This is a genomic window from Pseudomonas sp. Pseusp3 (assembly GCF_047304225.1).
Taxonomy (GTDB): Bacteria; Pseudomonadota; Gammaproteobacteria; order Pseudomonadales; family Pseudomonadaceae; genus Aquipseudomonas; species Aquipseudomonas fluorescens_CD.
The window spans coordinates 1-24,444 of record NZ_JBGLYV010000092.1 but is presented as its reverse complement, the minus strand read 5'-3'; the positions used below and the strand labels follow the sequence as shown (position 1 = coordinate 24,444).

Sequence of the window (24,444 nt, the reverse complement as noted above, 5' to 3'; positions counted from 1 at the left end):
GCTTGCTCGCGAAGAGGCCGGCACATTCACCATTTATGTTGCCTGATGCACCGCTTTCGCGAGCAAGCCCGCTCCCACATGGATCAGAGCTATTTATCGGGCAAGATGAAGCAGTACTTTAAATCTATATGAGAATTACTATAAATTACGCGACTCGAACTGCCACTATCGTGCCACTGCTTGTTTCAGCGGTCGTACAAAGGGCTCAAGGAATGAAACCGCACCCCCGTGCGGACGGGAGTCATGTTGGAAAACTACTATCGCGAACTGGTGTGTTTCCTCAACGCCAGGCTGGGCAACCGCCAGGTGGCCGAAGATGTGGTTCATGACGCTTATCTGCGCGTGCTGGAACGGACCAGCGACGCGCCGATCGAGCAGCCCCGCGCCTTCCTTTATCGCACCGCATTGAACCTGGTCATCGATGACCACCGCCGCAATGCCTTGCGTCGCGCCGAGCCGCTGGATGTGCTCGACAGCGAAGAACGCTACTTCACGCCTTCACCGCACAAGCTCCTCGATCACGGCCAGCGCCTGGACATGCTCCAGCGTGCCTTGGCGGAGTTGCCGCGGCTGTGCCGCGAGAGTTTCCTGTTGCGCAAGATCGAGGGCCTGTCCCATCCACAGATCGCCGAGCAACTGGGCATTTCCCGTGCACTGGTCGAAAAGCACATCGTCAATGCCATGAAGCATTGCCGTGTGCGGATGCGCCAGTGGGAAGGCCATTGAGCCTTCAGATTCATCAAGCCTCGTTAAATTTTGTTTCATTGTCCTCGTTCCTACTCAACAGACGACCTGTTGTGCGGCCCAAGGCCTGTCAGGTCACTTAGGTTCAATGCCCCGCTATTGAGGGGAACATCCAGAGGACACTGGAAATGACACAGGCAATTGCATCGCCCCTCGTTCACGACCTGATCGGCGTCGGATTCGGCCCGTCGAACCTGGCACTGGCCATCGCGCTGCAAGAGCGCGGGGCGAGCCAGGGTGACCTGGATGTGCTGTTCCTCGACAAGCAGGCTGACTACCGCTGGCACGGCAACACCCTGGTGACCCAGAGCGAATTGCAGATTTCCTTCCTCAAGGACCTGGTGACCCTGCGCAATCCGACCAGCCCTTACTCGTTCGTCAATTACCTCAAGGCCCACGGGCGCCTGGTGGACTTCATCAACCTGGGCACCTTCTATCCGTGCCGCATGGAGTACAACGACTACCTGCGCTGGGTCGCCGGGCAGTTCACTGCGCAAAGCCGTTACGGCGAAGAAGTGCTGACCATCGAGCCGGTGCTGCACAACCATCAGGTCGAGGCGTTGCGGGTGATTTCCCGCGATGCGAGCGGGCATCAGCATGTGCGCACCACCCGTTCGGTGGTGGTCAGCGCCGGCGGCACGCCGCGTATTCCCGAGGTGTTCAAGGCGCTCAAGGATGACGGCCGGGTGTTCCACCATTCCCAGTACCTGGCGCAGATGGCCAAACAGCCGTGTGTGGACAACCGGCCGATGAGCATCGCAATCATCGGTGGCGGGCAGAGTGCGGCAGAGGCCTTCATCGATTTGAACGACAGCTTCCCGTCGGTGCAGGTGGACATGATCCTGCGCGGCTCGGCACTGAAGCCGGCCGACGACAGCCCCTTCGTCAACGAAGTGTTCTCGCCGGAGTTCACCGACCTGGTGTTCCAGCAGCCTGACAGCGAACGCGAGCGTCTGGTGAACGAGTACCACAACACCAACTACTCGGTGGTGGACATCGATCTGATCGAGCGCATCTACGGCATCTTCTACCGCCAGAAAGTCTCGGGCATCGCCCGCCATGCGTTCCACACGCTGACCACTCTCTCAAAAGCCACAGCCAACGAACGCGGCATCGATCTGGTGCTGCGCAACAACGCCACCGGTGAAGTCTCGGTGCGTCACTACGACGCCGTGGTTCTGGCCACCGGTTACGAGCGGCAGATGCACCGCAAACTGCTGGCACCGCTGGAAGAGTACCTGGGCGATTTCGAGGTCGATCGCAACTACAGACTGATCACCGACGAGCGCTGCAAGGCCGGCCTCTACATGCAGGGCTTCTGCCAGGCCAGCCACGGCTTGAGCGACACCTTGCTGTCGATCCTGCCGATTCGCGCCGATGAGATTGCCGCTTCACTGTATGAGCATGGCAAGCATCGCGGGCATGGCCGGTCGGTGGTGGATTTGTTGCTGGCCACGGCCAGCTGAGTTGTTCGGTGGCTGCAAGGTCCTCTTCGCGAGCAAGCCCGCTCCCACAATTGATCTGCGAACACAGGTCAAAATGTGGGAGCGGGCTTGCTCGCGAAGGGGCCATCACAAACACCACCAGATTTGATTCCTGAACCCTTCCTGAAGAACCCCGCATTTCCCCCGGCAAGCTTTTGTAACGGGTTTACTCTCCAAACATCGGGGCGTAAGCTTCGCGCGTTTTCATCCATTACGGAGACCCACAGTGGGTACTTGTTCGAGTGACAGTTGTCGGCCGGTCTCGGTAACCGGCATTTTCTCGGCAAGATAACGCGCAGTCTCCTGTGCCGTTGTCTCGCCGACAAGCGAGCAGCGGCATCCTGATCATGGCCAGTCCTGGCCGTGTCCCGACGTCCCTCTCATCGACGCTGAACAGAGCGTGGTTTCGACTTTTCCTGTCGTGGCCGCCGCCCTATCGACACGCCTGTCATTCGTGACCGGCGCGCCAGGCCTTGCTTTGCCGGTCGTTCCGGCGGAACAGGCGTGGACTTGCCTGCTCGACGGTTTCCCGGCTGACCAAAGGGGCACCAGCCATGAAACTTACCCTCAAGGAATTCTTCGCAGGTTTCCTGCGTACCCGCCACATCGCCCGGCACTTCCGTCGCCTGGCGTTGCTGGAAACCTTCACCGACACCACGGTCAGCCGTGAAGTCCCACCGACCCTGGCGCAAACCCTGGTGGCTGCTGCCGGTAGCGACACGGGTCAATTGCTCAACAATCTGGGCAGTCACACCGATGGCTTGAGCGAGCATGAAGCCGATGCCCTGCGCGAGCAATTGGGCCTCAATGAAGTCGAGCACGAACAACCGCTGCCCTGGTGGACGCACCTGTGGCACTGCTACAAAAACCCGTTCAACCTGCTGCTGACGCTGCTGGCGGTCATCTCGTGGCTGACCGAAGACATGAAAGCTGCCATCGTGATTTTCTCCATGGTGGTGCTCTCGACCTTGCTGCGCTTCTGGCAGGAAACCAAATCCAACCAGGCCGCCGATGCTCTCAAGGCCATGGTCAGTAACACTGCCACGGTGATGCGCCGGGACCTTGAGGACCTCAGCGCGCAGCGCATCGAGTTGCCGATCAGGTTTCTGGTGCCGGGCGATCTGATCGTGCTGTCTGCCGGTGACATGATTCCCGCCGATTGCCGGGTGCTCAGTGCCAAGGACCTGTTCGTCAGCCAGGCGGCCATGACCGGTGAATCGATGCCGGTGGAAAAATTTCCCCGTCAGCAGGACCGCGACACACTCAACCCCCTGGACCTGGAAAACATCCTGTTCATGGGCACCAACGTGGTGTCCGGCACGGCCATGGCGGTGATTCTCACCACCGGTAACAGCACCTATTTCGGCGCCCTGGCCCAGCGGGTCGGCGCCACTGACCGGGCACCGACCTCGTTCCAGACCGGGGTCAACAAAGTCAGCTGGCTGTTGATCCGCTTCATGTTCGTGATGGCGCCGCTGGTGCTGTTCATCAACGGTTTCACCAAGGGCGACTGGACCGAAGCGCTGCTGTTCGCGCTGTCGATTGCCGTGGGCCTGACCCCGGAAATGCTGCCGATGATCGTCACCTCGACCCTGGCCAAGGGCGCGGTGTTCCTGTCGCGCAAAAAAGTCATCGTCAAACGTCTCGACGCCATCCAGAACTTCGGCGCCATGGACGTGTTGTGCACCGACAAGACCGGCACCCTGACCCAGGACAGAATCTTCCTGGCGCGCAACGTCGATGTCTGGGGCAATGACTCCGATGACGTGCTGGAAATGGCCTACCTCAACAGCTACTACCAGACCGGCCTGAAAAACCTGCTGGATGTGGCGGTGCTCGAACACGTCGAAATCCATCGTCAATTGAAAGTCGGCACGGCGTTTCGCAAGGTCGACGAGATTCCGTTCGACTTCACCCGTCGTCGCATGTCGGTGGTAGTCGCCGAGCGCGATCAACCGCACCTGCTGGTCTGCAAGGGCGCGGTGGAAGAGGTGCTGGCGGTCTGCTCGCGGGTGCGTCACGGCGAAGTCGATGAAGCCTTGACCGAAGAGTTGTTGGCGCGCATTCGACAGGTCACGGCCACGTTCAACGCCGAGGGCTTGCGTGTCGTGGCGGTAGCGGCACGGCCGATGAGTGAAGGACGCGACACCTACAGCCTGGCCGATGAGCAGGCACTGACGCTGATCGGTTACGTGGCGTTCCTCGACCCGCCCAAGGAAAGCACGGCGCCGGCGCTCAAGGCGTTGGCGGCCCACGGCGTGGCGGTGAAAGTGCTGACCGGCGACAACGAACTGGTGACTGCGAAAATCTGCCGCGAAGTCGGCCTGGAACAGCAAGGCCTGCTGATGGGCAACGACATCGAACGCATGACGGATGCCGAGTTGGCGAAAGCCGTGGAAACCACCAACGTCTTCGCCAAACTGACGCCCTCGCACAAGGAACGCATCGTCCGCCTGCTCAAGGGCAACGGCCATGTGGTCGGTTTCATGGGCGACGGCATCAACGATGCCCCGGCCCTGCGCACCGCCGACATCGGTATTTCCGTGGACAGCGCCGTGGACATCGCCAAGGAAGCGGCCGACATCATCCTCCTGGAAAAAAGCCTGATGGTGCTGGAGGAGGGCGTGCTGGAAGGCCGCCGGACCTTCGCCAACATGCTCAAGTACATCAAGATGACCGCCAGTTCGAACTTCGGCAACGTGTTCTCGGTGCTGGTGGCCAGTGCGTTCATTCCATTCCTGCCGATGCTGCCGATGCACCTGCTGGTGCAGAACCTGCTCTATGACATTTCGCAGATCGCCATCCCGTTCGATAACGTCGATGACGAAATGCTCAAGCAACCGCAGCGCTGGCAGCCGGCGGATGTCGGGCGCTTCATGCTGTTTTTCGGGCCGATCAGTTCGATCTTCGACATCACGACGTTCGCCTTGATGTGGTACGTGTTCGATGCCAACACCCCGGATCACCAGACCCTGTTCCAGTCTGGCTGGTTCGTGGTCGGGCTGCTGACCCAGACACTGATCGTGCACATGATCCGCACGCCGAAGATCCCGTTCGTGCAGAGCCGCGCGGCCATGCCGTTGCTGGTGATGACCGGACTGATCATGGCCGTGGGGATTTTCCTGCCGATGGGACCGCTGGCGCATTACTTCAAGCTGCAGGCGTTGCCGTCGCTGTATTTCGTGTTCCTGCCGGTGATCCTGCTGGCGTACATGGCGCTGATCCAGGCGGTGAAAGGGTTCTACATTCGCCGATTTGGCTGGCAATAAGGCCGCAGTACAACAATGCCCTTGTGGGAGCGGGCTTGGTCCGGGCGGCGTTCCGACGAAAGCGGTGGGTCAGTCAATGATGATGGTGACTGATACATCGCATTCGCGAGCAAGCCCGCTCCCACAAGGGGTTGTGTGTTTTTCAAGGAGTTCATCATGCAAGCCATCAACAACCTCAACCTGACTTCGCTGCTCGACACCCTGGTCAGCCTCAGCGCGGCGTTCATCCTCGGTGGCCTGATCGGTTTCGAGCGTCAGTATCGGCAGCGCACCGCCGGCCTGCGCACCAATGTGCTGGTGGCGGTGGGCGCGGCGATTTTCGTCGACATGGCCAACCGTCTCGGCGGAGCCGAAGGTGCTGTGCGGGTCGTGGCGTATGTGGTCTCCGGTATCGGCTTTCTCGGTGCCGGGGTGATCATGCGTGAAGAGGGCAATGTGCGTGGCCTCAATACCGCCGCGACCCTCTGGACCTCGGCTGCAGTCGGTGCCTGCGCCGGTGCCGACCTGCTGGCCGAAGCGTTGCTCGGCACGCTGTTCGTGCTCGCGGCCAATACCTTGCTGCGGCCGATCGTCAACAACATCAACCGTCAGCCGCTGGATGTGATTTCGGCGGAAGTCACCAACATCGTCTATGTGATCGCCCGGCGTACGCAGCAAAAAACCGTGCTGGCCTTGCTCGAAGCCGAGCTGGAGCGCAGCAACTATCCGGCCAGCGATGTCGATGTGCATGCCTTTGGTACGGATGAAATTGAAATCGAAGCCACCCTGGCGACCACCTCCGTCGATGGCGATGAACTGGATGCGCTGGTGGCGCGGATTTCGATGTCGACCCTGGTGGTGCAGGCGTTCTGGAGTCCTAGTACCACGGAGTAAAGGCCAGGGTTTCAGGGGCGAAGCGCGCTTGCGTTTCCAAGGCAAGAGTCAGATTAACCTGCATTGATTTAGGAATATTCCTACATAAACCTGGGGAGGTCTTCCGTAGGCTTTGCGACCTCTTGAAACCGACATCCTTTTGGAGGTCTCCTTGCCGAACAAATCCTTGCGCATCCTGATCGCCGATGCACAGCACTTCAACCGCCTGCGGATCGAGCGGCGGTTCAACCAGCTCGGCTACTTTCGGGTGGCACCGGTGCAGAGCTTCGACGAACTCCTTCCATTGGTGGAGTACGGTTGCGAGCCTCTGGATCTGGTGCTCGTCAATGGGGCGATGACCAACGGAGCGCTGGACCTGTTCAATTTCCTTGCCGACAACCCGCAGGTTCGTCACGGTTTTATCTTCAATGAACAACAGGCACCGTTGTCGCCAGCCCCGGGCAAAGTCCAGGTCAGCCAGGCCGCTGTACCTGACCTGGCGTCAATCACGCAATTGATGAGCGCCGTCGATCGTCCGCTACCGTTCGTCGGAACTGTCATTTCTGTCAGGTAGCCCCTCCCAGCCTTCCATGCCATTGTCTATGCGCAGCGTTGTGCCCAGCCGCTGCGGTGCCTGGAGGGCATTTTTTTGCCCGATCGTGTTGTTTTGCACGGGAGTTGTCATGAAGTCAGCATTGATTGTGGAAGATCATCCGGTGGTTCGCTCCATGATCAAACTCGTACTCAAGGGTGAAGGATTCACGCAAATTTACGAAGCCTCCCGTGGCGATCAGGTGTTGTCGCTGATCCGGGAGCATCAACCGGATGTCGTGTTGCTTGACCTGGGTCTTCCCGGTGTGGCGGGGCTTGAGGTGATGGACCGCATCAAGGCCGAAAACACACAATGTCGCGTAGTGGTGTTCACCTCGCTGGAGGCCGAGTTCTATCAGGACCGCTGCATGCGGGCCGGGGCTGTTGCCTATGTTTCCAAGAGCAAGGACCTGGATGACTTGAAGGCCGCGGTGAGTTCGGTGATGGCCGGCTACACCTATTTCGCCCAGATCCCCTCGAGTTCCGTATCGATAGGGGATTTGCAACGCAGTGAAAAACAGTTGATCGACAAACTCTCCAATCGTGAGTTGACCATTCTGCAGTATCTGGCCCGGGGCTCGAAAAACCTGGAAATCGCCGAGATCATGCACCTGAGCTACAAGACCGTCAGTACCTACAAGACCCGACTCATCCTCAAGCTCAACGTGAACTCGTCGGTGCACTTGAGGGATTTCGCCCTGCGCAATCATTTGATCTGAATGAACGCTCTCAGGCGATTGGCTGGTTGGGTGCTGACGGGCCTTCTTCTATGGTCATCGACGGTCTGTGCACAACAGCCGTTGACCCTGTTGGGACGCTCGAGTGCCGAAGGTCTGAGTGTCGGGTGGTCGGAAGCCGAGCAGCGCTGGCTACAACAAAAGGGCCGATTGGTGCTGGCTGTTTCGACGCCGGATTATCCCCCTTTCGAGTTCAATACGGCGGGCAAGGTGTTCGAAGGCGTGACAGCCGATTACGCCGGATTGCTCGAACAAATGTTGAACGTCGACATTGAGGTCGAATGTTATCCGTCGCGGGCCGATGCGGTGCAGGCCATCAAGGAAGGGCGGGCAGACCTGCTGGGAACGGCCAATCGATTTGAAGCCGAGGATCCACAGCTGCAGATGTCCAGCGCCTACGCGGTCGATCAGCCGGTGCTGGTCACGCGTTCCGATTTCCCTCCGGTACTCGACCCGACACTGGCCGGCAAGCGGCTGGTGATGCTGTATCACTACCTGCCCGAATACAGCGTGCAACAGTTCTATTCCAAGGCGCAGGTCCAGCTGTTTCCCTCGACACTGGCGGCGATGGGCGCCGTGGCATTCGGCCAGGCCGATGTCTATCTGGGCGATGCGATCAATGCCCATTACCTGATCAGCAGGAACAACCTGAGCAACGTGCGCCTGACGGACTTCTCGCCCATGGAATCCGGGCGTTTTGCCTTTGCGATGACCCGCGACAACGTTTCGCTATTGCGCATCGTCAACAAGGCGCTGGCGGCCATCACCACCCATGAACAAATGAATATCCTGCGTCGTTGGGGAGCAAACGGGGCATCTATCCCGGGCGCCGAGTCATTGCAATTGAGCGTGGCCGAACAGCGCTGGCTCGAACGCCACCCGCGGGTGAGGGTGGCGATCAACGAAAACATTCCGCCGATTACATTCATCGACAGCGAAGGCAAATTTCGCGGTATCGGCGTCGATGTGCTGACCAAAATCAGTTCGCGTACCGGGCTGCAATTTGACATCCGGAGCGTGAAGTCGGTGGCCGAAATGATGACCGGCATCTCCAGCGGAGAGATCGATGTGCTGGCCGGTATCGGCCTCAGTTCCCTGCGTGACGACGAACTGCTGTTCACCCGGGCGTTTCTGAGCAGCCCTTCGGTGCTGGTGACCCGCGCAGCCGCGGGCAGCCCCAGGACACTGGATGACATGGCGGGAAAAACCCTGGCGCTGACCCGGGGCAACGTTGTCGGCGAGTACATTCGCCAGCATTACCCGTTGATCCGGCTGATGGATGCACCACTGTCGACGGACGCCATGGAAATGGTCGCCCAGGGCAAGGCCCAGGGCGGTATCAACTCGCTGATCAGCGCCCGTTACCTGATTTCCCGGCAGTATCGCGATCGCCTGCAAGTGACCAGCACCGTGGGCACCCACCCCGCCCGAAGCACCCTGGCAACCAGTCGCGAGGCTACCGAACTGCATTCGATTCTGGACAAGGCGCTGTTGAGCATCCCTCCCGAAGAGATCGACGAGCTGACCCAGCCCTGGCGCTATGACTCGATGGTCGAGCAGAGCTACTGGCTGCGACACCGCCAGGCGATCGTGCAGGCTTTTGCGGTGGCGGGTGTCTTGCTGTTGCTCGCGTTGGCCGGGATCGTCTGGCAGCGGCGGCAGATTCGCCAGCGTCAGCAGTTGCTCGGGCAACTGCAGGAAGCCAAGGACGCGGCGGACGACGCCAACCGGGCCAAGACCACGTTCCTGGCCACCATGAGCCATGAAATCCGTACGCCGATGAACGCATTGATCGGCATGCTCGAACTGGCGTTGAAACGGGCCGATGAAGGGGAGACCGACCGCGCCGCCATCGAGGTGGCATCCAATGCCGGACAACAATTGCTGGATTTGATCGGCGACATTCTGGACGTCGCCCGGATCGAGTCCGGGCATTTGTCGCTGGCGCCGGAGCGGGTCAATCTGCACGCGCTGGTGACGTCGGTCTGCCGGGTTTTCGAAGGGCTGGCGATGCAGAAGAATCTGCAGTGGCGGGTCGAACTCGACGAACACAGTGACCGCGACGTGATGCTCGATCCCACGCGCTTCAAACAAGTGCTGTCCAACCTGCTGAGCAATGCGATCAAGTTCACCCGTGAAGGCCGGGTGAGCCTGACGCTGCGCGTGCAGCCTCAAGCCCCGGAGCATCTTGCCGTCAGCGTACGGATCGAGGACAGCGGCATCGGTATCAGCGCTTTCGACCAGCAACGCCTGTTCAGCCCTTTCGTGCAGGCGGGCAACAGTCAGCAGACCTCCCGGCAAGGTTCCGGCCTGGGCCTGGTGATCAGTCGTACCCTGTGCGAAACGATGGGCGGCCATTTGCAGCTCGACAGTGAGCTCGGGCGCGGGACGCGGGTGGATATCAGCCTGGTGCTGCCTGCCCTGCAAGCATTACTCGCAGGGGGGATGGCCCAGGATCCGGCGCAGCTCACGACCCGGGTGTTGTCGATTCTGGTGGTCGACGATTATCCCGCCAATCGCCTGTTGCTCTCGCGGCAACTGAGCTACCTGGGCCATCATGTGGTGCTGGCCGAAGACGGGGCCCTTGGGCTTGAACAGTGGCGCGCAGGTGGGTTCGATCTGGTCATTACCGACTGCAACATGCCGGTGCTCAGTGGATATGAACTGGCGGGCGCGATACGTGAGCAAGAGCAGGTGCAGGGGCTATCGTCGACGCTGATACTGGGCTTTACCGCCAATGCGCAGGCCGAAGAGAAGGCCCGTTGTCAGGCGGCGGGCATGGATGATTGCCTGTTCAAACCGATCCGCCTGGTGGATTTGCAGGCGTGGCTGGCCCAGCGGTTTTCCAGCGCCCCCTTAGCGCCAACTGACGGCCATGGCTTCGCCGAGTTCGATTTGAGTGGGCTGGAGCGCTATGCGGATTCGGACCGCGAGCTGATCGATCAACTGATGCACGATCTGGCGCTGAGCAATCGCGAGGACCGCGTGCATTTGCTGGCCTTGCACGCCGGCGACAATCGTTCCGGATTGCAGGAACTGGCACACCGGATCAAGGGCGGGGCGCTGATGGTGCGAGCGCTTGGCCTGGTCGAGTGTTGCGAACAGCTGGAGCAGGCGTGCAATGACGGTCGTGCGGCACTGGTCGACGATGCCGTCGACCAGTTGCAGCAAGCCATGACCCGACTGGACCAAAGTATCGGGCAGGGTTGAGGCTCAATCCCAGTGCGGTGCGATGCCTTTGGGGCTGGTCAACCGGTGGCCGCGATCCAGCGTTGCGATCAGCGCCATGTCGGCCTCGCTCAAGGTCAACTCGCGCGCCTTCAAGTTGCTTTCCAGGTTGGTCCGGCGAGTGGAAGACGGGATCACTGCGTAACCCGACTGCATGGCCCAGGCCAGGGTGACCTGAGCCGGCGTCGCTTGCAGGCGTTCGGCGATCTGCTGGATGAGCGGGTCGTTGAGGACTTCACCGTAGGCCAGGGTCATGTATGACGTGATGCCGATGCCCTGGCTCTGCGCGAACGCGACGACGTTGCGGTTTTGCAGGTACGGGTGCAGTTCGATCTGGTTGGTAGCGATGTGCTCGGCACCGATGGCCGCTATCGCTTGCTGCATCAGGTCGATGGTGAAGTTGGACACGCCGATCTGGCGGGTCAGGCCCAGGCGCTTGGCTTCGAGCAGGGCGCCCATGAACGCTTCGACCGGCACCTGATCTTCCGGCGACGGCCAGTGGATCAGGGTCAGGTCCAGGTAATCGGTCTGCAGTTTGCTCAGGCTTTCCTTCAGGCTGTCGATCAGGCGATCGCCGGCCAGGTTGGCGACCCAGATCTTGCTGGTGATGAACAGCTCTTCACGGGCAATGCCGCTGGCAGCGATGGCTTCGCCGACGTCGGCTTCGTTCTCGTAGATTTGTGCGGTATCGATCACCCGGTAGCCAAGCGCCAGGCCGGTGCTCACCGAATCGATGACCACCTGGCCTTGCAAACGAAACGTACCCAGGCCGAAGGCGGGAATGGACATTGATGACTCCAGAGGTTGCAGTGGGAATGGGCGGCAGTATCCGCGCCTGCATCCGTGAGAAAAACCGCTGGAGCGGCAAAGCAATGTTTACCGGAAATCATGAATCACCTGCAGTTTTCGGCATTGATGATGTTTGTGCCGGCCTCTTCGCGAGCAAGCCCGCTCCCACAGGGGGAATGCATTGCAAATGTGGGAGCGGGCTTGCTCGCGAAGATGGCGACTCGGTCCAAAGCCTTACCTGCGGCCCCTAAGCAATATCACTACGGCTGAATTCCTCCCCAAGAAAATCGATCAACGTGCGCACCGAAGGCAGCAACCCCCGACGTGAGGGAAAGATTGCATGGATGACTCCGCTTTTCGGTGTCCAGCCCGGTACCAGCTCCACCAGTTGGCCGGCGGCAATTTCGTCGCGCACCACCACGCTGGGCAGGTGCACGATGCCGATCCCGGCGACCGCCGCATGGCGCAAGGCCAACAGATCATCGGTGACCATTCTCGGTGCATGACGAATCATTGCCGTGCTGCCATCGGCGCCGAACAGTTCCCACTGATATTCGCGCTGCGCCGCGCCCCAGTGCAGGCTCGGCAAGCCGCTGAGGTCGGCCGGGGAGGCCGGAGTCGACAGGCGCGATAAAAAGGCCGGACTGCCGACCACGCTCTGGGTGCTGTTGCCCAGTACCTTCATCACCATGTCGGTGTTTTCCAGCGGCGGAAAGCGTACCCGCAACGCAATATCGAAGCCTTCGTGAATCAGGTCGACCCGGCGATTGGTGCTCTCGATGAACAACTCCACCAACGGGTACTTGAGCATGTAGCGGGTCAGCATCGGCCCGACCCAGGAATTGAGCAGCGCCGTCGGGCAACTGACACGCACCAGGCCCTGAGGCTCGGAGCGGTTGCGCTCGATCAGTTCGGCGGCGCTTTCCGCTTCCACCCGCATGGCCAGACAGCGCTGGTAGTAGGCCTGGCCGATTTCCGTCAAGGAGCAATGCCGGCTGGTGCGGTGCAGCAGGCGCACACCCAGTCGCTCTTCGAGTTCGGCAATGCGTCGGCTGAGCTTGGACTTGGGCATGTCCAGTGCCCGGCCCGCCGCCGCAAAACCGTGATGTTCCACCACCTGGGTGAAGTAGTAGAGGGTGTTGAGGTCTTCCACCATCGTTCTCCAAATAGAACGCTAAAGCCGATTTTTGCAGTCTAGCGCAGCAAAGGTCACGGTTTTAAGCTTTGTCCATGGCTTCACTCACCTCACCAGGAGACACCATGAAAAACATCATCGGTATCTACACCAGTCCACGGACCCATTGGGTTGGTGACGGTTTTCCGGTTCGCACGCTGTTTTCCTACGACAACCTGGGCAAACACATCAGCCCGTTCCTGATGCTGGATCATGCCGGCCCCGCTGAATTCACCCCGACTACCGAACGGCGTGGCGTTGGTCAGCATCCGCATCGTGGCTTCGAAACCGTGACTATCGTTTACAAGGGCGAACTGGAGCACCGGGACTCCACCGGCAGTGGCGGCAAGATCGGCCCCGGTGACGTGCAATGGATGACCGCCGCCTCGGGCATCCTGCATGAAGAATTCCACTCCGAAGCTTTCGCCAGGAGCGGTGGCACCCTGGAAATGGTGCAACTGTGGGTCAACCTGCCGGCCAGGGACAAGATGGCCGACCCCGGCTACCAGACGATCCTCGACCAAGACATCCCGAGCATCGCCTTGAAGGACAACGCCGGCAGCCTGCGCCTGATCGCCGGTGAATTCGACGGCCGCGAAGGCCCGGCGCGCACCTTCACCCCGGTGGACGTGTGGGACATTCGTTTGAATGCCGGAAAGTTGCTCACCCTGGATCTGCATGAAGGGCGCAACACCGCACTGGTGGTTTTGCGCGGCACGGTTCAGGTCAATGGCCTGGAGCCGGTGCGCCAGGGGCAATTGGCCCTGTTCGATCGCAAGGGTGATCAGCTGACCCTCGAAGCCAGCGAAGACGCGGTGGTGCTGTTGCTCAGCGGCGAACCGATCGACGAACCGATCGTCGGTCACGGGCCATTCGTGATGAACACCGAGCAGGAAATCCACCAGGCCTTCGCCGACTTCCAGTCCGGTCGCTTCGGCCGGATGCACGCTTAACCCGCTCCGCTTCAACAACCCGCTCTACACAGGATGCGTAGGCCGGTCCGAGGCCAGGGATGGCTGTTGCCTGAAAGAAAGAGGAAACGCATATGAACACTGTCAATGCTGCCAACTTCGATGGCCAGAAACCCACCATCGACCCCAACGACGCCGCGATGCTGTTGATCGATCACCAGAGCGGACTGTTCCAGATCGTCAAGGACATGGACGTGCCACAACTGCGCGCCAACGCCATTGCCCTGGCCAAGGCTGCAACGTTGCTGAAAATGCCGGTGATCACCACGGCTTCCGTTCCACAAGGGCCGAACGGGCCGTTGATTCCGGAAATCCACCAGGCCGCGCCCCATGCGCAATACGTGGCGCGCAAAGGTGAAATCAACGCCTGGGACAACCCGGAGTTTCACGCGGCGGTCAAAGCCACCGGCAAGAAAACCCTGGTGATCGCCGGCACCTTGACCAGCGTGTGCCTGGCGTTCCCGTCCATCGCCGCCGTGCATGAAGGCTACAAGGTGTTCGCGGTGGTCGACGCTTCGGGCAACCACTCGAAACTGGCCACCGAGCTGACCGTGGCCCGCCTGGCCCAAGCCGGGGTAGTGCCGATCGACATCATGGCGACGCTCTCCGAGCTGCAAGGCTCGTGGAACCGCCCGGATGCCGAGCAGTGGGCCGCTGTCTACGCCCAGGCCATGCCGCATTATCAATTGCTGATCGAGAGTTACCTCAAGGCCCAGCAAGTGGCGAACGAACACGAAGTGCTGGACTCCCGGCGCTAACCGGTTACCCCCACGCCGACTTCCACTCGGCATCGATAACACGCGAGGACTACTGCAATGACCACTTCCTACAAGCGTCTCGACAAGGACAACGCCGCCGTGCTGCTGGTGGATCATCAGACCGGCCTGCTGTCACTGGTACGCGACATCGATCCGGATCGATTCAAGAACAACGTGCTGGCCCTGGCCGACCTGGCCAAGTACTTCAAGCTGCCGACCATCCTCACCACCAGTTTCGAGACCGGTCCCAACGGTCCGTTGGTGCCCGAGCTCAAGGCCCAGTTCCCGGACGCGCCGTACATCGCCCGTCCTGGCCAGATCAACGCCTGGGACAACGAGGATTTCGTCAAGGCGATCAAGGCCACCGGCAAGAAACAACTGATCATCGCCGGTGTGGTGACGGAGGTGTGCGTAGCGTTCCCGGCGCTTTCGGCGCTGGCCGAAGGCTTCGATGTGTTCGTGGTCACCGACGCGTCCGGCACCTTCAATGAGCTGACCCGTGAATCGGCGTGGAGCCGCATGACCGCTCAGGGCGCGCAATTGATGACCTGGTTCGGCCTGGCCTGTGAACTGCACCGCGACTGGCGCAACGACATCGAAGGGTTGGCCACGCTGTTCTCCAACCATATTCCGGATTACCGCAACCTGATGACCAGCTACAGCACGCTGACCAACAGCAAGTAACCCAGCCAACACGCTTGCTCCTGTGGGAGCGGGCTTGCTCGCGAAGGCGGCGTGTCAGGCGATGTAGATATTGGCTGTGCCGGCCTCTTCGCGAGCAAGCCCCCGCCCCCCCCGGGATTGGGCGGTCCCGGAGGTTGGGGCCGGCCGCGATACCCTGTGGGAGCGGGCTTGCTCGCGAAGGCGGCGTGTCAGGGTTAGACAGTTGCTCCCACAGGTTTTTTTCAGTGTGTCCAGCCAGACGCGCTCATCCAGAGAAATCAATTGCTCCTACACTATGGCCAATCCGTGCGATCTTCGCGTTATTGGCCCTGGCTGGAGTTGCTTGATGCTGTCATTGCTCACTGAACACCCGCTGATCTGCGCAATGGCGCTGATCCTGATCGATCTTGGGTTGTGGTATTTGCTCAGTGCCCTTGGCATTGGGTGGAGGCTGTTGGTACGGGTGGTGATTTTTTCGTTGTTCAGCCTCCTGCTGTTCAATGAAGGCCTGAACCCGATGGAGCCACCGCCCTGGGCCGACAACGTACCCTTGCATCTGGCGGCCACCGGTTTGCAGATTGGCTGGTGGTTGTTCGGCGCGCGGACCCTGACCGTGCTGATCGGCGCGGTGATGATGCAGCGGGTCGGGCATACAGGGCGGTTGCTCCAGGATTTGCTCGGCGCGGTGATTTTCCTGATCGCGGTCATTGCCGCCCTGGCCTATGTACTCGATCTGCCGGTCAAGGGCGTGCTGGCGACGTCCGGTGCGTTGGCGATCATTGTCGGCCTGGCCTTGCAAAGTACCCTAAGTGACGTGTTTTCCGGGATCGTCCTGAACACCACCAAACCCTACCAACTGGATGACTACATCTCCATCGATGGCATGGAGGGCAAGGTGACCGATATCGACTGGCGCGCCACACGCCTGCAGACCTCCCAAGGCTGCATGGCAGTGATCCCCAACTCGTTGGCGGCCAAGGCCAAGATCATCAATTTCAGCAGGCCGAGCGATATGTTCGGCATTTCCGTCTCGTTGGAAGTGAGTCCGCACGCGAGGCCGAATACGGTGATCGATGCTTTGGAGCGGGCCATTCAAGGTTGTCGTGCGTTGCTCGATACACCGTCGCCAAGCGTCGGCCTGAAAACCGCCAGCAACACCGGAGCGGTCTACGAAATCAGCGGCTTTGTCGCGTCGATGGACGAGAAACGCTCAGTGCGCAACCAGCTGTACGACTTGGCCTATCGGCACTTGCAGGCATCCGGGGTCAATTTGTTGTCGAGCGTGGAGCCCAGCCCGCCGATCAACTCGACACGCAAACGGGCATTGCTGGATAGCTCGCCGATTTTCTCCACCCTGCGCCAGGAAGAGAAAGACACGTTCAGCCAGAACATGACCCTGCAAACCTTTCGCGCCGGGGAGGTGATCCTGGAAGCGGGGGAGGTCAGCAATCACCTGTTCATTATCGAGTCCGGCGTGATCTCGGTGACCTTGATGCGTCACGGAGCGCCATACGAATCCGGACGCATGGGGCCGGGGGAGGTGTTCGGCGAGGCGGGTATTCTCACCGACAGCGCACTGCCTGCGCAGTTTACCGCCAAGACATTCAGTGGCCTGTACCGCATCGAAAAGTCATACCTCAAACCGTGCCTGGATGCCCGTCACGATATCAACGATGCAATGACAGCCTTGCTCGATTATCGGCTGCAAAAAGCGAAAACCCTGACTCAGGACCTGCCGGTGGTGGTGGAGAAAAAGGGCTTCTTGCGGTGGTTGCGCAATCGGGTGTGAATGGCCGCTGCGCGGATCGCGAGGAGTTCTCGGATAGCCCTTTCTTTCAAGGAGGCACCGCCAGTGGCCTCCTCGACTTTTGAAATATTGGCTATTTGTGTAAACCGGCTGCGGGACTAACGTAGTCACACACTCACTTGCCCTGGAGCACGCTATGAAACCCCGTATCGATTTCTACACTGCCTCGCCTGATGCCCTCAAAGCGATGATCGCGTTGGAAACAGCGGTTTCGAAATTGCCGCTGGAAAAAAACCTGATCGAACTGGTCAAGCTGCGTGCCTCGCAAATCAACGGCTGCGCCTTCTGCATCGACATGCACACCGCCGATGCGATCAAGGGCGGTGAAACCCCGCGCCGCCTGTTCGCCGTGACAGCCTGGCGCGAAGCACCGTTCTTTACCGAGCGCGAACGCGCTGCGCTGCTCTGGACCGAATCCCTGACCCAACTCAGCCTGACCCACGCTCCGGATGAAGACTACGAAGTGGTCAGCGCCCAGTTCTCGCCCAAGGAAATGGTCGACCTGACCGTGGCCATCAGCACCATCAACAGCTGGAACCGTCTGGCCGTAGGCTTTCGCAAAACGCCTCAGGCCTGACCCGCACAAGCATCAATGCGCATCGGCGCTCGGTGCGGCCGGTGGTTGCACCTTGCGCATCAAGGGCACCATCGCCGTGGCGATGATGAAACAGACCATGATCATCAAGAACGCGTCGCCGTAGGTTTGCGTCTGGGCTTCGCGGTAGGTCAACAACCAAAGCTGGTGCAGGCTGGCGGTGACCCCGGTGTCACCGCTCTGGCCGAGGGCGGCGAAGTTGTTGCCGACCTGTGACAGCCATTGGTTGAGCGCCTCGTTGGTGCTGTTGAGGTTCTCCGCCAACCGGGTGAAATGCAGGTTGGTGCGGTCATTGAGAATGGTCGCGCACGCGGCGATGCCGATAGCCCCACCCAGGTTGCGCATCAGATTGAACAACCCCGACGCATGTTTAAGCCTTGCCGGCGCCAGGCCGCCAAGGGTCAGCGTCACGGTGGGCGGCACCGCCAGTTGCTGGGCAATCCCGCGCAAGGCTTGCGGTAGCATCAATTCCCTGGCCCCCCAGTCATGGGTGATCGGGCTGAAATCCCACATCGACAAGGCGAACAGCCCCAGGCCAGTCATCATGATCCAGCGCAGGTCGATGCGGTTGGCCAGAAAGGCATACAGCGGAATCGCCATGATCTGGAACACCCCGGTGGAGAAAACCGCCAGACCAATGTCCAGCGCACCGTAGCCGCGCACCCGGCCGAGGAACAGCGGCGTCAGGTAAATCGTGGCGAACAGGCCGATGCCGGTGACGAACGAGAAGAAGCAGCCAAGGGCGAAGTTGCGATCCTTCAAGGCGCGCAGATCGACAATCGGATTGGCCACATGCAAGGTCCGGCCGATGAACGCCAGCCCGGCCAGGCCGCTGATCCACGCCGTGGTCAGGATCGTGCGGTCGCTGAACCAGTTCCAGCGCGGGCCTTCTTCGAGGGTGTATTCCAGGCAGCCGAGGAACAGCGCCAGAAACACCATGCTCAGATAATCCGCGCCCTTGAGCAGCGACAGTTCCGGCTGGTCGATTTTCACCAGCATCGGCACGGCCACGGCGACAAAGATGCCGGGAACCAGGTTGATGTAGAACAGCCAGTGCCAGGACGATATGTCGGTGATCCAGCCGCCGATCACCGGCCCCAGGGTCGGTGCCAGGGACGCCACCGCGCCGATGGTCGCGGCGGCGATGACCCGTTGCTTGCCGGTGAAGAACACGAAGGCCGTGGTGAACACCATCGGGATCATCGAACCGCCGAGAAAGCCTTGCAGGGCGCGGAAAACGATCATGCTCTGGATATTCCAGGCCACGCCGCACAGCAGGCTGGTCAGGGTGAAGCCCACCGCCGACGCACAAAACAGCCAGCGCGTGGAAAACACCCGGGAGAGCCAGCCCGACAGCGGGATCACGATGATTTCGGCGATCAGGTAACTGGTCTGTACCCACGCGGTTTCATCGGTGCCGGCGGAGAGCCCGCCGCCGATGTCACGCAACGAAGCCGAGACAATCTGGATATCCAGCAGCGCAATGAACATGCCGATGCACATGCTGGCAAAGGCGAAGACCTTGGTCGCCGTCGCCATGTTCGCGGCATTGAACGGTTGCGCCGGGGCGGTGACGGGGCGGCTCATGGCGCGCTGGCCACGACTGGCGCTTCAGGCTCCTTGCGCGTGTCCACTTCAGCGGTGACCGACAACCCCGGACGCAGGTGGCCGAGCACACTGTCGGCCGGATCGAGGTGGATGCGCACCGGCACCCGCTGCACGATCTTGGTGAAGTTGCCGGTGGCGTTTTCCGGCGGCAACACACTGAATTGCGAACCGCTGGCGGGGGCGAGGCTGTCCAGGTGACCGTGGAACTCCTGGCCCGACAGCACGTCGGCATGGATCACCACCCGTTGCCCCGGCAGCATGCGTGCCAGTTGGTCTTCCTTGAAGTTGGCATCGACCCACAGACCGCTGGTCGGCACCACCGAGAGCAATTGCGAGCCGGCCTGGGCATAGGCGCCAACCCGGGCCCGACGATTGCCGATCACACCGTCAACCGGTGCCTTCAGTTCGGTGTAGCCGACATTCAATTGCGCCAGATCGCGCTCGGCCTTGGCCTGGATCAAGGCGGCCCGGGCTTGTTGTTTCTGGGTGTCGATCACATTCAATTGGCGTTGCGCGGCCAGCAATTCAGCCTGGGCGCGGTTGCTTTGGGCCTGGGCAGTCTTGAACGTGGTATTGGCGCGCTGGGCGCTTTCCACCGAGACGGCGTTGGTGATCACCAGCTTTTTGTAGCGGGCATCGTCATCCCGCGAACGGGCGGCTTCGGCACCGGCGGCGTCGATGCCGGCGCGGGCCTGTCCGATGACGGCCTGTTGCAGTTGTTCGGTGGCGTCGAGGTTGGCCAGCAAGGCTTCCTGGGCGGCCACTGCGCCTTCGGCCTTGGCCAGGTTGGCACGGTAGTCGCGCGAATCGAGACGGATCAGCACGTCACCTGCCTTGACCTTCTGGTTGTCGGTCACCAGCACTTCGTCGATGTAACCCGCCACTTTCGGCCCGATCACGGTTACGTCGCCACCAATATAGGCGTCATCGGTTTCTTCGATAAAACGCCCGGCACTCCACCAATGCGCGCCATACACACCGGCCAATACCAGTGCCGCGATACCCACGGTGGGCAACAACAGGCGCTTGAGCAGGGGAGGTTTGGCGGCAGTCACCGGGGCAGCCAGGTCGGGTTCAACGGTGGGCATGCTGGTCATGGAAGATTACCTGTTGGAGCGGTGGTTAATTATGATGGCTGTAATATGACGTATGTAATATTTTGTGGCAAATGGTTTTTGCTGCCGGTCGTCAGGTGGCTGGTTTGATGCGAGGGCAGTTGAATAGGTGGCGGTCGATCTGGCGCCTTCGTCGGAACGCCGCCCGGAGCATGCCCGCTCCCACAGGGTATGTGTCGAACAAACTTTTCTGTGAACAACACAGGTCCCTGTGGGAGCGGGCTTGCTCGCGAAGGCGGTGTTACAGACGAAAGAAATGTGGCAAGTAAATGATTGCGGACTCGCCATCCCGGCCGTTCACCCTGACGAGCTGGTCGATAACGGCAATCCGTGTCGTTTCCCGTCAAGTGTGCGCAAGGCGTCGCTCTACACTGCCAGCAACCGATCAACATCCGGGGGAGCACGGGATGAATCAACCTGTCGAGCAACTGCGTATTCGCCTGGCCTGTGCGTTCCGCTGGGCGGCGCGGCTGAACCTGCACGAGTCCATCGCCAATCACTTCAGCGTCGCGGTGTCGGGGGACGGTCGGGAGTTCCTGATCAACCCTTATGGCAAGCACTTTTCGCGGATCAAGGCCAGCGACTTGCTGTTGCTCAACGCCGATGAGCCTGCCAGCCTGGATCTCCCGGACGCGCCAGACATCACCGCATGGGCCTTGCACAGTGCCTTGCACCGCAATCAGCCCCACGCTCGCTGCATCCTGCATACCCATTCGAAATACGCGACGGCCATGGCCTGTCTGGCGGATTCGCGGCTGCCGCCGATCGAGCAGAACTGCATGCGTTTTTTCGAGCGAGTGGCGATCGACGAAGGCTTCGACGGCATGGGCCTGGGTGAAGAGGCGGAGCGAGTCAGCCAGCTGCTGGGGGATAAGCCAATTCTGCTGATGGGTAATCACGGCCTGCTGGTTGTGGCATCGAGCATCGCCCAGGCGTTCGATGATCTGTACTACTTCGAACGCGCCTGCGAGACCTACATCACCGCGCTTTCCACTGGCCGTGAGTTGCGCATCGCCAGCGATGAAGTCGCGCGCAAGACCTGTCGGCAATGGCTCGACTACCCGGGCTTTGCCGACAAGCATTTCAATGCGCTGATGGGGATTCTCGACGAAGAAGAACCCGAGTATCGGAGTCTGTAGGAGCTGGCTTGCCAGCGATGGCGTACCTGAGATCGCCATCGCCGGCAAGCCGGGCTCCTACGAAAAGCGTTCGTCAGTCCGCCTCGACCGGCCGGTGCTCCTTGCGCAGCGGCTGGCGCATCACCGGGGCGGTCCATACCTGGCTGCGGTCTTCGCTGGGCGGGCAGCCGAAGCGGGCTCGATAGGTACGGGAAAAGTGCTCCAGCGAACCGAAGCCCGAGCAGGCTGCCACCTGGGCGACGCTCAAGCGCGTTTGTTGCAGCAAGCTGTGGGCCTTGGCCAGGCGCAGGGTGATGTAGTACTTGAGCGGTGACAGGCCGGTCTGATGCTTGAATTGCCGCTCCAGTTGCCGCCGTGAAAGGCCGACCTGAGCGGCAATTGCTTCGCAATCCAGCGGTTCCTCCAACGACTGCTCCATCAAGCCGATGGCGCGGCGGATCTTGCTGCCGTACAGCCCGGTGTTGGTCAGGCCGCCGTCCAGTTGATTGTCGGCCGGCGCGCGCACCTGGCCCATCAACAGGTGCATGCCGATTTCCCGGGCCAGTTCGCTGTCCAGGCTCTGGCCGATCCAGCCCAGCAGCATGTCCAGGGTCGTGGTGGCGCCGGCGCAGGTCATGCGCTGGCGCTCCAGGGTGTAGAGCTGCGGCCTGGCGTGGACCCGCGGATAACTTTCCTGAAAACCCTGCAGGTTGTCCCAGTGCACGGCGGCTTCGTAACCGTCGAGCACGCCGGCGGCGGCGAGCAGTTCGGTGCCGGTTTCCACGCCCATCAGCACGGCGCCGAACAACGCCTGTTTGCGTAACCAGCTTTTGAGTGCGAGGTTGCGGCTGTGTTTGTGCACATCGAAACTGGCGAGCACCACGCACACATCGAACCCCCGGTCGGCCTTCAAGCCGTCATTGGCGACCGTGGTCAGGCCATTGCTGGCCTGCACCGGTTCACCGTCCATCGACAACAGCGACCACTCGAACACGGTGCGCTGAGTCAGCCAGTTGGCAATGGCCAGCGGTTCCAGCACGGCCGCCAGACCGAAGTTGGAAAACGACGGCAACAACAGCACCGCGACACGCAACGGCGCGACGTCGCCGCGCCGCCAGGTGAAAGGTGTTTCGGTGCTGTTGGACGACTGACTGCTCATGGGTGATCTCTATCGTTGCTGCGTTTGCCATTGTGGGTGAATCCACACCGGGGTATCGACGGCCGGCAGTGGTGGCAGGCTGCGAATCAGGTCGCTGGCCTTTTCCGCGATCATCACCGTCGGTGCATTGGTGTTGCCGCTGACGATCACCGGCATGATCGAGGCGTCCACCACTCGCAGTCTGTCGAGGCCATGCACCCGCAGTTGCGGATCGACCACGGCTTCGACATCGCTCGCCAGTCCCATCTTGCAGGTACCGCTGGCATGGTAGCCGGTTTCCGTGACCTGCCTGGCCCAGGCGTCCAGCGCCTCATCACTTTGCGCTTGCGGGCCAGGCACCAGCTCTTCACCACGATAAGCGGCCATGGCCGGTTGCGCGATGATCTCGCGCACCAGCCGTGCGCCGGCGCGCATGTCGGCGCGATCCTGCTTGGTTTTCAGGTAATTGAACAGGATGCGCGGCGGCTGCCTGGGGTCGGCGCTGTTGAGCGTGACGCTGCCCAGGCTGGTGGGGCGCATCAGGTCGATGTGGATCTGGAACGCGTGGCCCGGCACCAGGTCGACACTGCCGGGTTTGACTGCCAGGGGCATGAAGGTCAGTTGCAGGTCGGGAAACTCGACCCCGGCCCGGGAGCGGATGAATGCCCCGGCCTCGAAATGGTTGCTCGCCGCCAGCCCGTCGTGGGTGGCAAACCAGCGTGCGCCGATCCACCATTTGCCCGGCGCGGTGGTCCACGGGTAGAGCGACACCGGTTGCTTGCACAGGTATTGCACCACTGTGTCCGGGTGATCGTTGAGGCGCCGACCGACACCGGGCAGGTCGTGTCTGACCTCGATCCCCAGGTCCCGCAGTTCCGCCGCCGGACCAATGCCGGACAGTAGCAGTAATTGCGCTGAGTTGATGGCCCCGGCGGTCAGCAACACTTCACGCCGGGCGAAGGCCTGGTGGACCGCGCCGTTGTGCTCGTACTCAATGCCGATGGCGCGTTTGCCGTCGAACAGAATGCGCAGCGCCAGAGCGTCGGTGTGCACCTGAACGTTGCCCCGGACCAGCGCTTCACGCAGATAACCGCGGGAGGTGCTCCAGCGTCGCCCGGCGCGGGTGGTGCGATCCACCGGGCCGAAGGCTTCCTGGCGATAACCGTTCAAATCATCGCTCAGGCCATACCCGGCCTGTGCGCCGGCCGCCAGAAACGCGGCGCACAATGGCGTCGTGGTATCGCCGGGGGTGACGTGCAGATGACCTGTCGCCCCACGGTAATCGTCCGCGCCATCGGCATGGGTCTGGGCGCGTTTGAAATACGGCAGCACGTCCTGATAACCCCAGCCGACGCAGCCCTGTTCGGCCCAGCCGTCATAGTCCCGGGCATGGCCGCGGATGTAGACCATGCCATTGATCGACGACGAACCGCCCAGCGTGCGGCCTCGCGGCGTGCCGATCCGGCGGCCGTCCAGAAAGGGTTCCGGCTCGGAGCTGTAGCTCCAGTTGTAGCGCGTACCGCCGACCACCAGGCCCACGGCGGACGGCATGTCGATGGTCCAGCTCTGGTCCGCCGGCCCGGCCTCCAGCAGCAGAATCCGCACCGCCGGGTCTTCGCCCAGACGATTGGCCAATACGCAGCCGGCGGACCCGGCGCCCACGATCAGGTAATCAAACGCATGGTTGGGCATGGTTCGGGGTGCTCCATCAATAGAAGGTCATGACACCAAACCCTGTGGGAGCGGGCTTGCTCGCGAATGCGGTGTGTCAGTCGATGGTTTCATTGCCTGATGCATCGCATT

The 24,444-nt window shown here is 61.1% G+C and carries 19 protein-coding genes; 13 read left to right on the top strand and 6 right to left on the bottom strand.

What is annotated here, in order from left to right:
- Nucleotides 1-243: 243 nt before the first annotated feature.
- The 7 genes from ACCD00_RS24300 (at nt 244) to ACCD00_RS24270 (ending at nt 10,887) form a co-directional block, all read left to right on the top strand.
- Complete coding sequence (locus tag ACCD00_RS24300; RefSeq protein WP_413427882.1) at nt 244-726, top strand: sigma-70 family RNA polymerase sigma factor; 483 nt, start codon at nt 244-246, stop codon at nt 724-726.
- Nucleotides 727-872: 146 nt separating this feature from the next.
- On the top strand, nt 873-2,210 hold the full coding sequence (locus ACCD00_RS24295; protein ID WP_413427881.1) for a lysine N(6)-hydroxylase/L-ornithine N(5)-oxygenase family protein: 1,338 nt from the start codon (nt 873-875) through the stop codon (nt 2,208-2,210).
- A 572-nt stretch (nt 2,211-2,782) separates the two neighbouring features.
- Nucleotides 2,783-5,497 (top strand): magnesium-translocating P-type ATPase, encoded by a 2,715-nt coding sequence (gene mgtA / locus ACCD00_RS24290; protein WP_413427880.1) that lies wholly within the window; start codon nt 2,783-2,785, stop codon nt 5,495-5,497.
- Between the two features lie 156 nt (nt 5,498-5,653).
- Nucleotides 5,654-6,370 carry an MgtC/SapB family protein gene (locus ACCD00_RS24285; protein WP_413427879.1) on the top strand — a complete coding sequence of 239 codons (717 nt, stop codon included), beginning with the start codon at nt 5,654-5,656 and terminating at the stop codon, nt 6,368-6,370.
- A 151-nt stretch (nt 6,371-6,521) separates the two neighbouring features.
- The gene (locus tag ACCD00_RS24280; RefSeq protein WP_413427878.1) at nt 6,522-6,923 is read left to right on the top strand and encodes a chemotaxis protein CheY; all 402 of its coding nucleotides are present in this window, start codon (nt 6,522-6,524) and stop codon (nt 6,921-6,923) included.
- A gap of 109 nt (nt 6,924-7,032) precedes the next feature.
- On the top strand, nt 7,033-7,659 hold the full coding sequence (locus ACCD00_RS24275) for a response regulator (protein WP_413427877.1): 627 nt from the start codon (nt 7,033-7,035) through the stop codon (nt 7,657-7,659).
- Complete coding sequence (locus ACCD00_RS24270) at nt 7,660-10,887, top strand: transporter substrate-binding domain-containing protein (protein ID WP_413427876.1); 3,228 nt, start codon at nt 7,660-7,662, stop codon at nt 10,885-10,887.
- A gap of 3 nt (nt 10,888-10,890) precedes the next feature.
- Here the strand turns inward: ACCD00_RS24270 and dkgB are convergent, their stop codons facing one another.
- Together dkgB and ACCD00_RS24260 are read right to left on the bottom strand one after the other, a co-directional pair.
- Nucleotides 10,891-11,694: a 2,5-didehydrogluconate reductase DkgB gene (gene dkgB, locus ACCD00_RS24265; RefSeq protein WP_413427875.1), complete on the bottom strand. Its 804-nt coding sequence runs from the start codon at nt 11,692-11,694 to the stop codon at nt 10,891-10,893.
- Between the two features lie 247 nt (nt 11,695-11,941).
- Nucleotides 11,942-12,850 (bottom strand): LysR family transcriptional regulator, encoded by a 909-nt coding sequence (locus ACCD00_RS24260; protein ID WP_223531675.1) that lies wholly within the window; start codon nt 12,848-12,850, stop codon nt 11,942-11,944.
- A gap of 104 nt (nt 12,851-12,954) precedes the next feature.
- Here ACCD00_RS24260 and ACCD00_RS24255 point away from each other — a divergent pair, with 104 nt between their 5' ends.
- From ACCD00_RS24255 to ACCD00_RS24235, 5 genes are all read left to right on the top strand, one after another.
- Nucleotides 12,955-13,821: a pirin family protein gene (locus tag ACCD00_RS24255; protein WP_413427874.1), complete on the top strand. Its 867-nt coding sequence runs from the start codon at nt 12,955-12,957 to the stop codon at nt 13,819-13,821.
- Between the two features lie 92 nt (nt 13,822-13,913).
- The gene (locus ACCD00_RS24250; protein ID WP_057397541.1) at nt 13,914-14,597 is read left to right on the top strand and encodes an isochorismatase family protein; all 684 of its coding nucleotides are present in this window, start codon (nt 13,914-13,916) and stop codon (nt 14,595-14,597) included.
- 57 nt (nt 14,598-14,654) lie between these two features.
- Entirely contained in the window at nt 14,655-15,281 is a 627-nt protein-coding gene (gene ycaC / locus ACCD00_RS24245; protein WP_413427873.1) for an isochorismate family cysteine hydrolase YcaC, read from the top strand.
- Nucleotides 15,282-15,606: 325 nt separating this feature from the next.
- A complete protein-coding gene (locus ACCD00_RS24240; protein ID WP_413427872.1) occupies nt 15,607-17,049 on the top strand; it encodes a mechanosensitive ion channel domain-containing protein in 1,443 nt (480 codons plus the stop codon).
- A 154-nt stretch (nt 17,050-17,203) separates the two neighbouring features.
- Nucleotides 17,204-17,644: a carboxymuconolactone decarboxylase family protein gene (locus tag ACCD00_RS24235; protein ID WP_008017565.1), complete on the top strand. Its 441-nt coding sequence runs from the start codon at nt 17,204-17,206 to the stop codon at nt 17,642-17,644.
- A gap of 12 nt (nt 17,645-17,656) precedes the next feature.
- Here the strand turns inward: ACCD00_RS24235 and ACCD00_RS24230 are convergent, their stop codons facing one another.
- Nucleotides 17,657-19,249 carry a DHA2 family efflux MFS transporter permease subunit gene (locus ACCD00_RS24230; RefSeq protein ID WP_413427871.1) on the bottom strand — a complete coding sequence of 531 codons (1,593 nt, stop codon included), beginning with the start codon at nt 19,247-19,249 and terminating at the stop codon, nt 17,657-17,659.
- A complete protein-coding gene (locus ACCD00_RS24225) occupies nt 19,246-20,367 on the bottom strand; it encodes an HlyD family secretion protein (protein ID WP_413427870.1) in 1,122 nt (373 codons plus the stop codon). The genes ACCD00_RS24230 and ACCD00_RS24225 overlap by 4 nt, the downstream gene beginning before the upstream one ends.
- 425 nt (nt 20,368-20,792) lie before the next feature.
- On the opposite strand from ACCD00_RS24225, the gene ACCD00_RS24220 reads away from it, so the two are divergent.
- Entirely contained in the window at nt 20,793-21,524 is a 732-nt protein-coding gene (locus ACCD00_RS24220) for a class II aldolase and adducin N-terminal domain-containing protein (protein WP_413427869.1), read from the top strand.
- 73 nt (nt 21,525-21,597) lie between these two features.
- On the opposite strand, the gene ACCD00_RS24215 is transcribed toward ACCD00_RS24220, so the two are convergent.
- Both ACCD00_RS24215 and ACCD00_RS24210 read right to left on the bottom strand, forming a co-directional pair.
- Entirely contained in the window at nt 21,598-22,662 is a 1,065-nt protein-coding gene (locus ACCD00_RS24215) for a GlxA family transcriptional regulator (protein ID WP_413427868.1), read from the bottom strand.
- Nucleotides 22,663-22,671: 9 nt separating this feature from the next.
- Nucleotides 22,672-24,333, bottom strand: a complete 1,662-nt coding sequence (locus tag ACCD00_RS24210) for a choline dehydrogenase (RefSeq protein ID WP_413427867.1) — start codon at nt 24,331-24,333, stop codon at nt 22,672-22,674.
- Between the last annotated feature and the right edge of the window lie 111 nt (nt 24,334-24,444).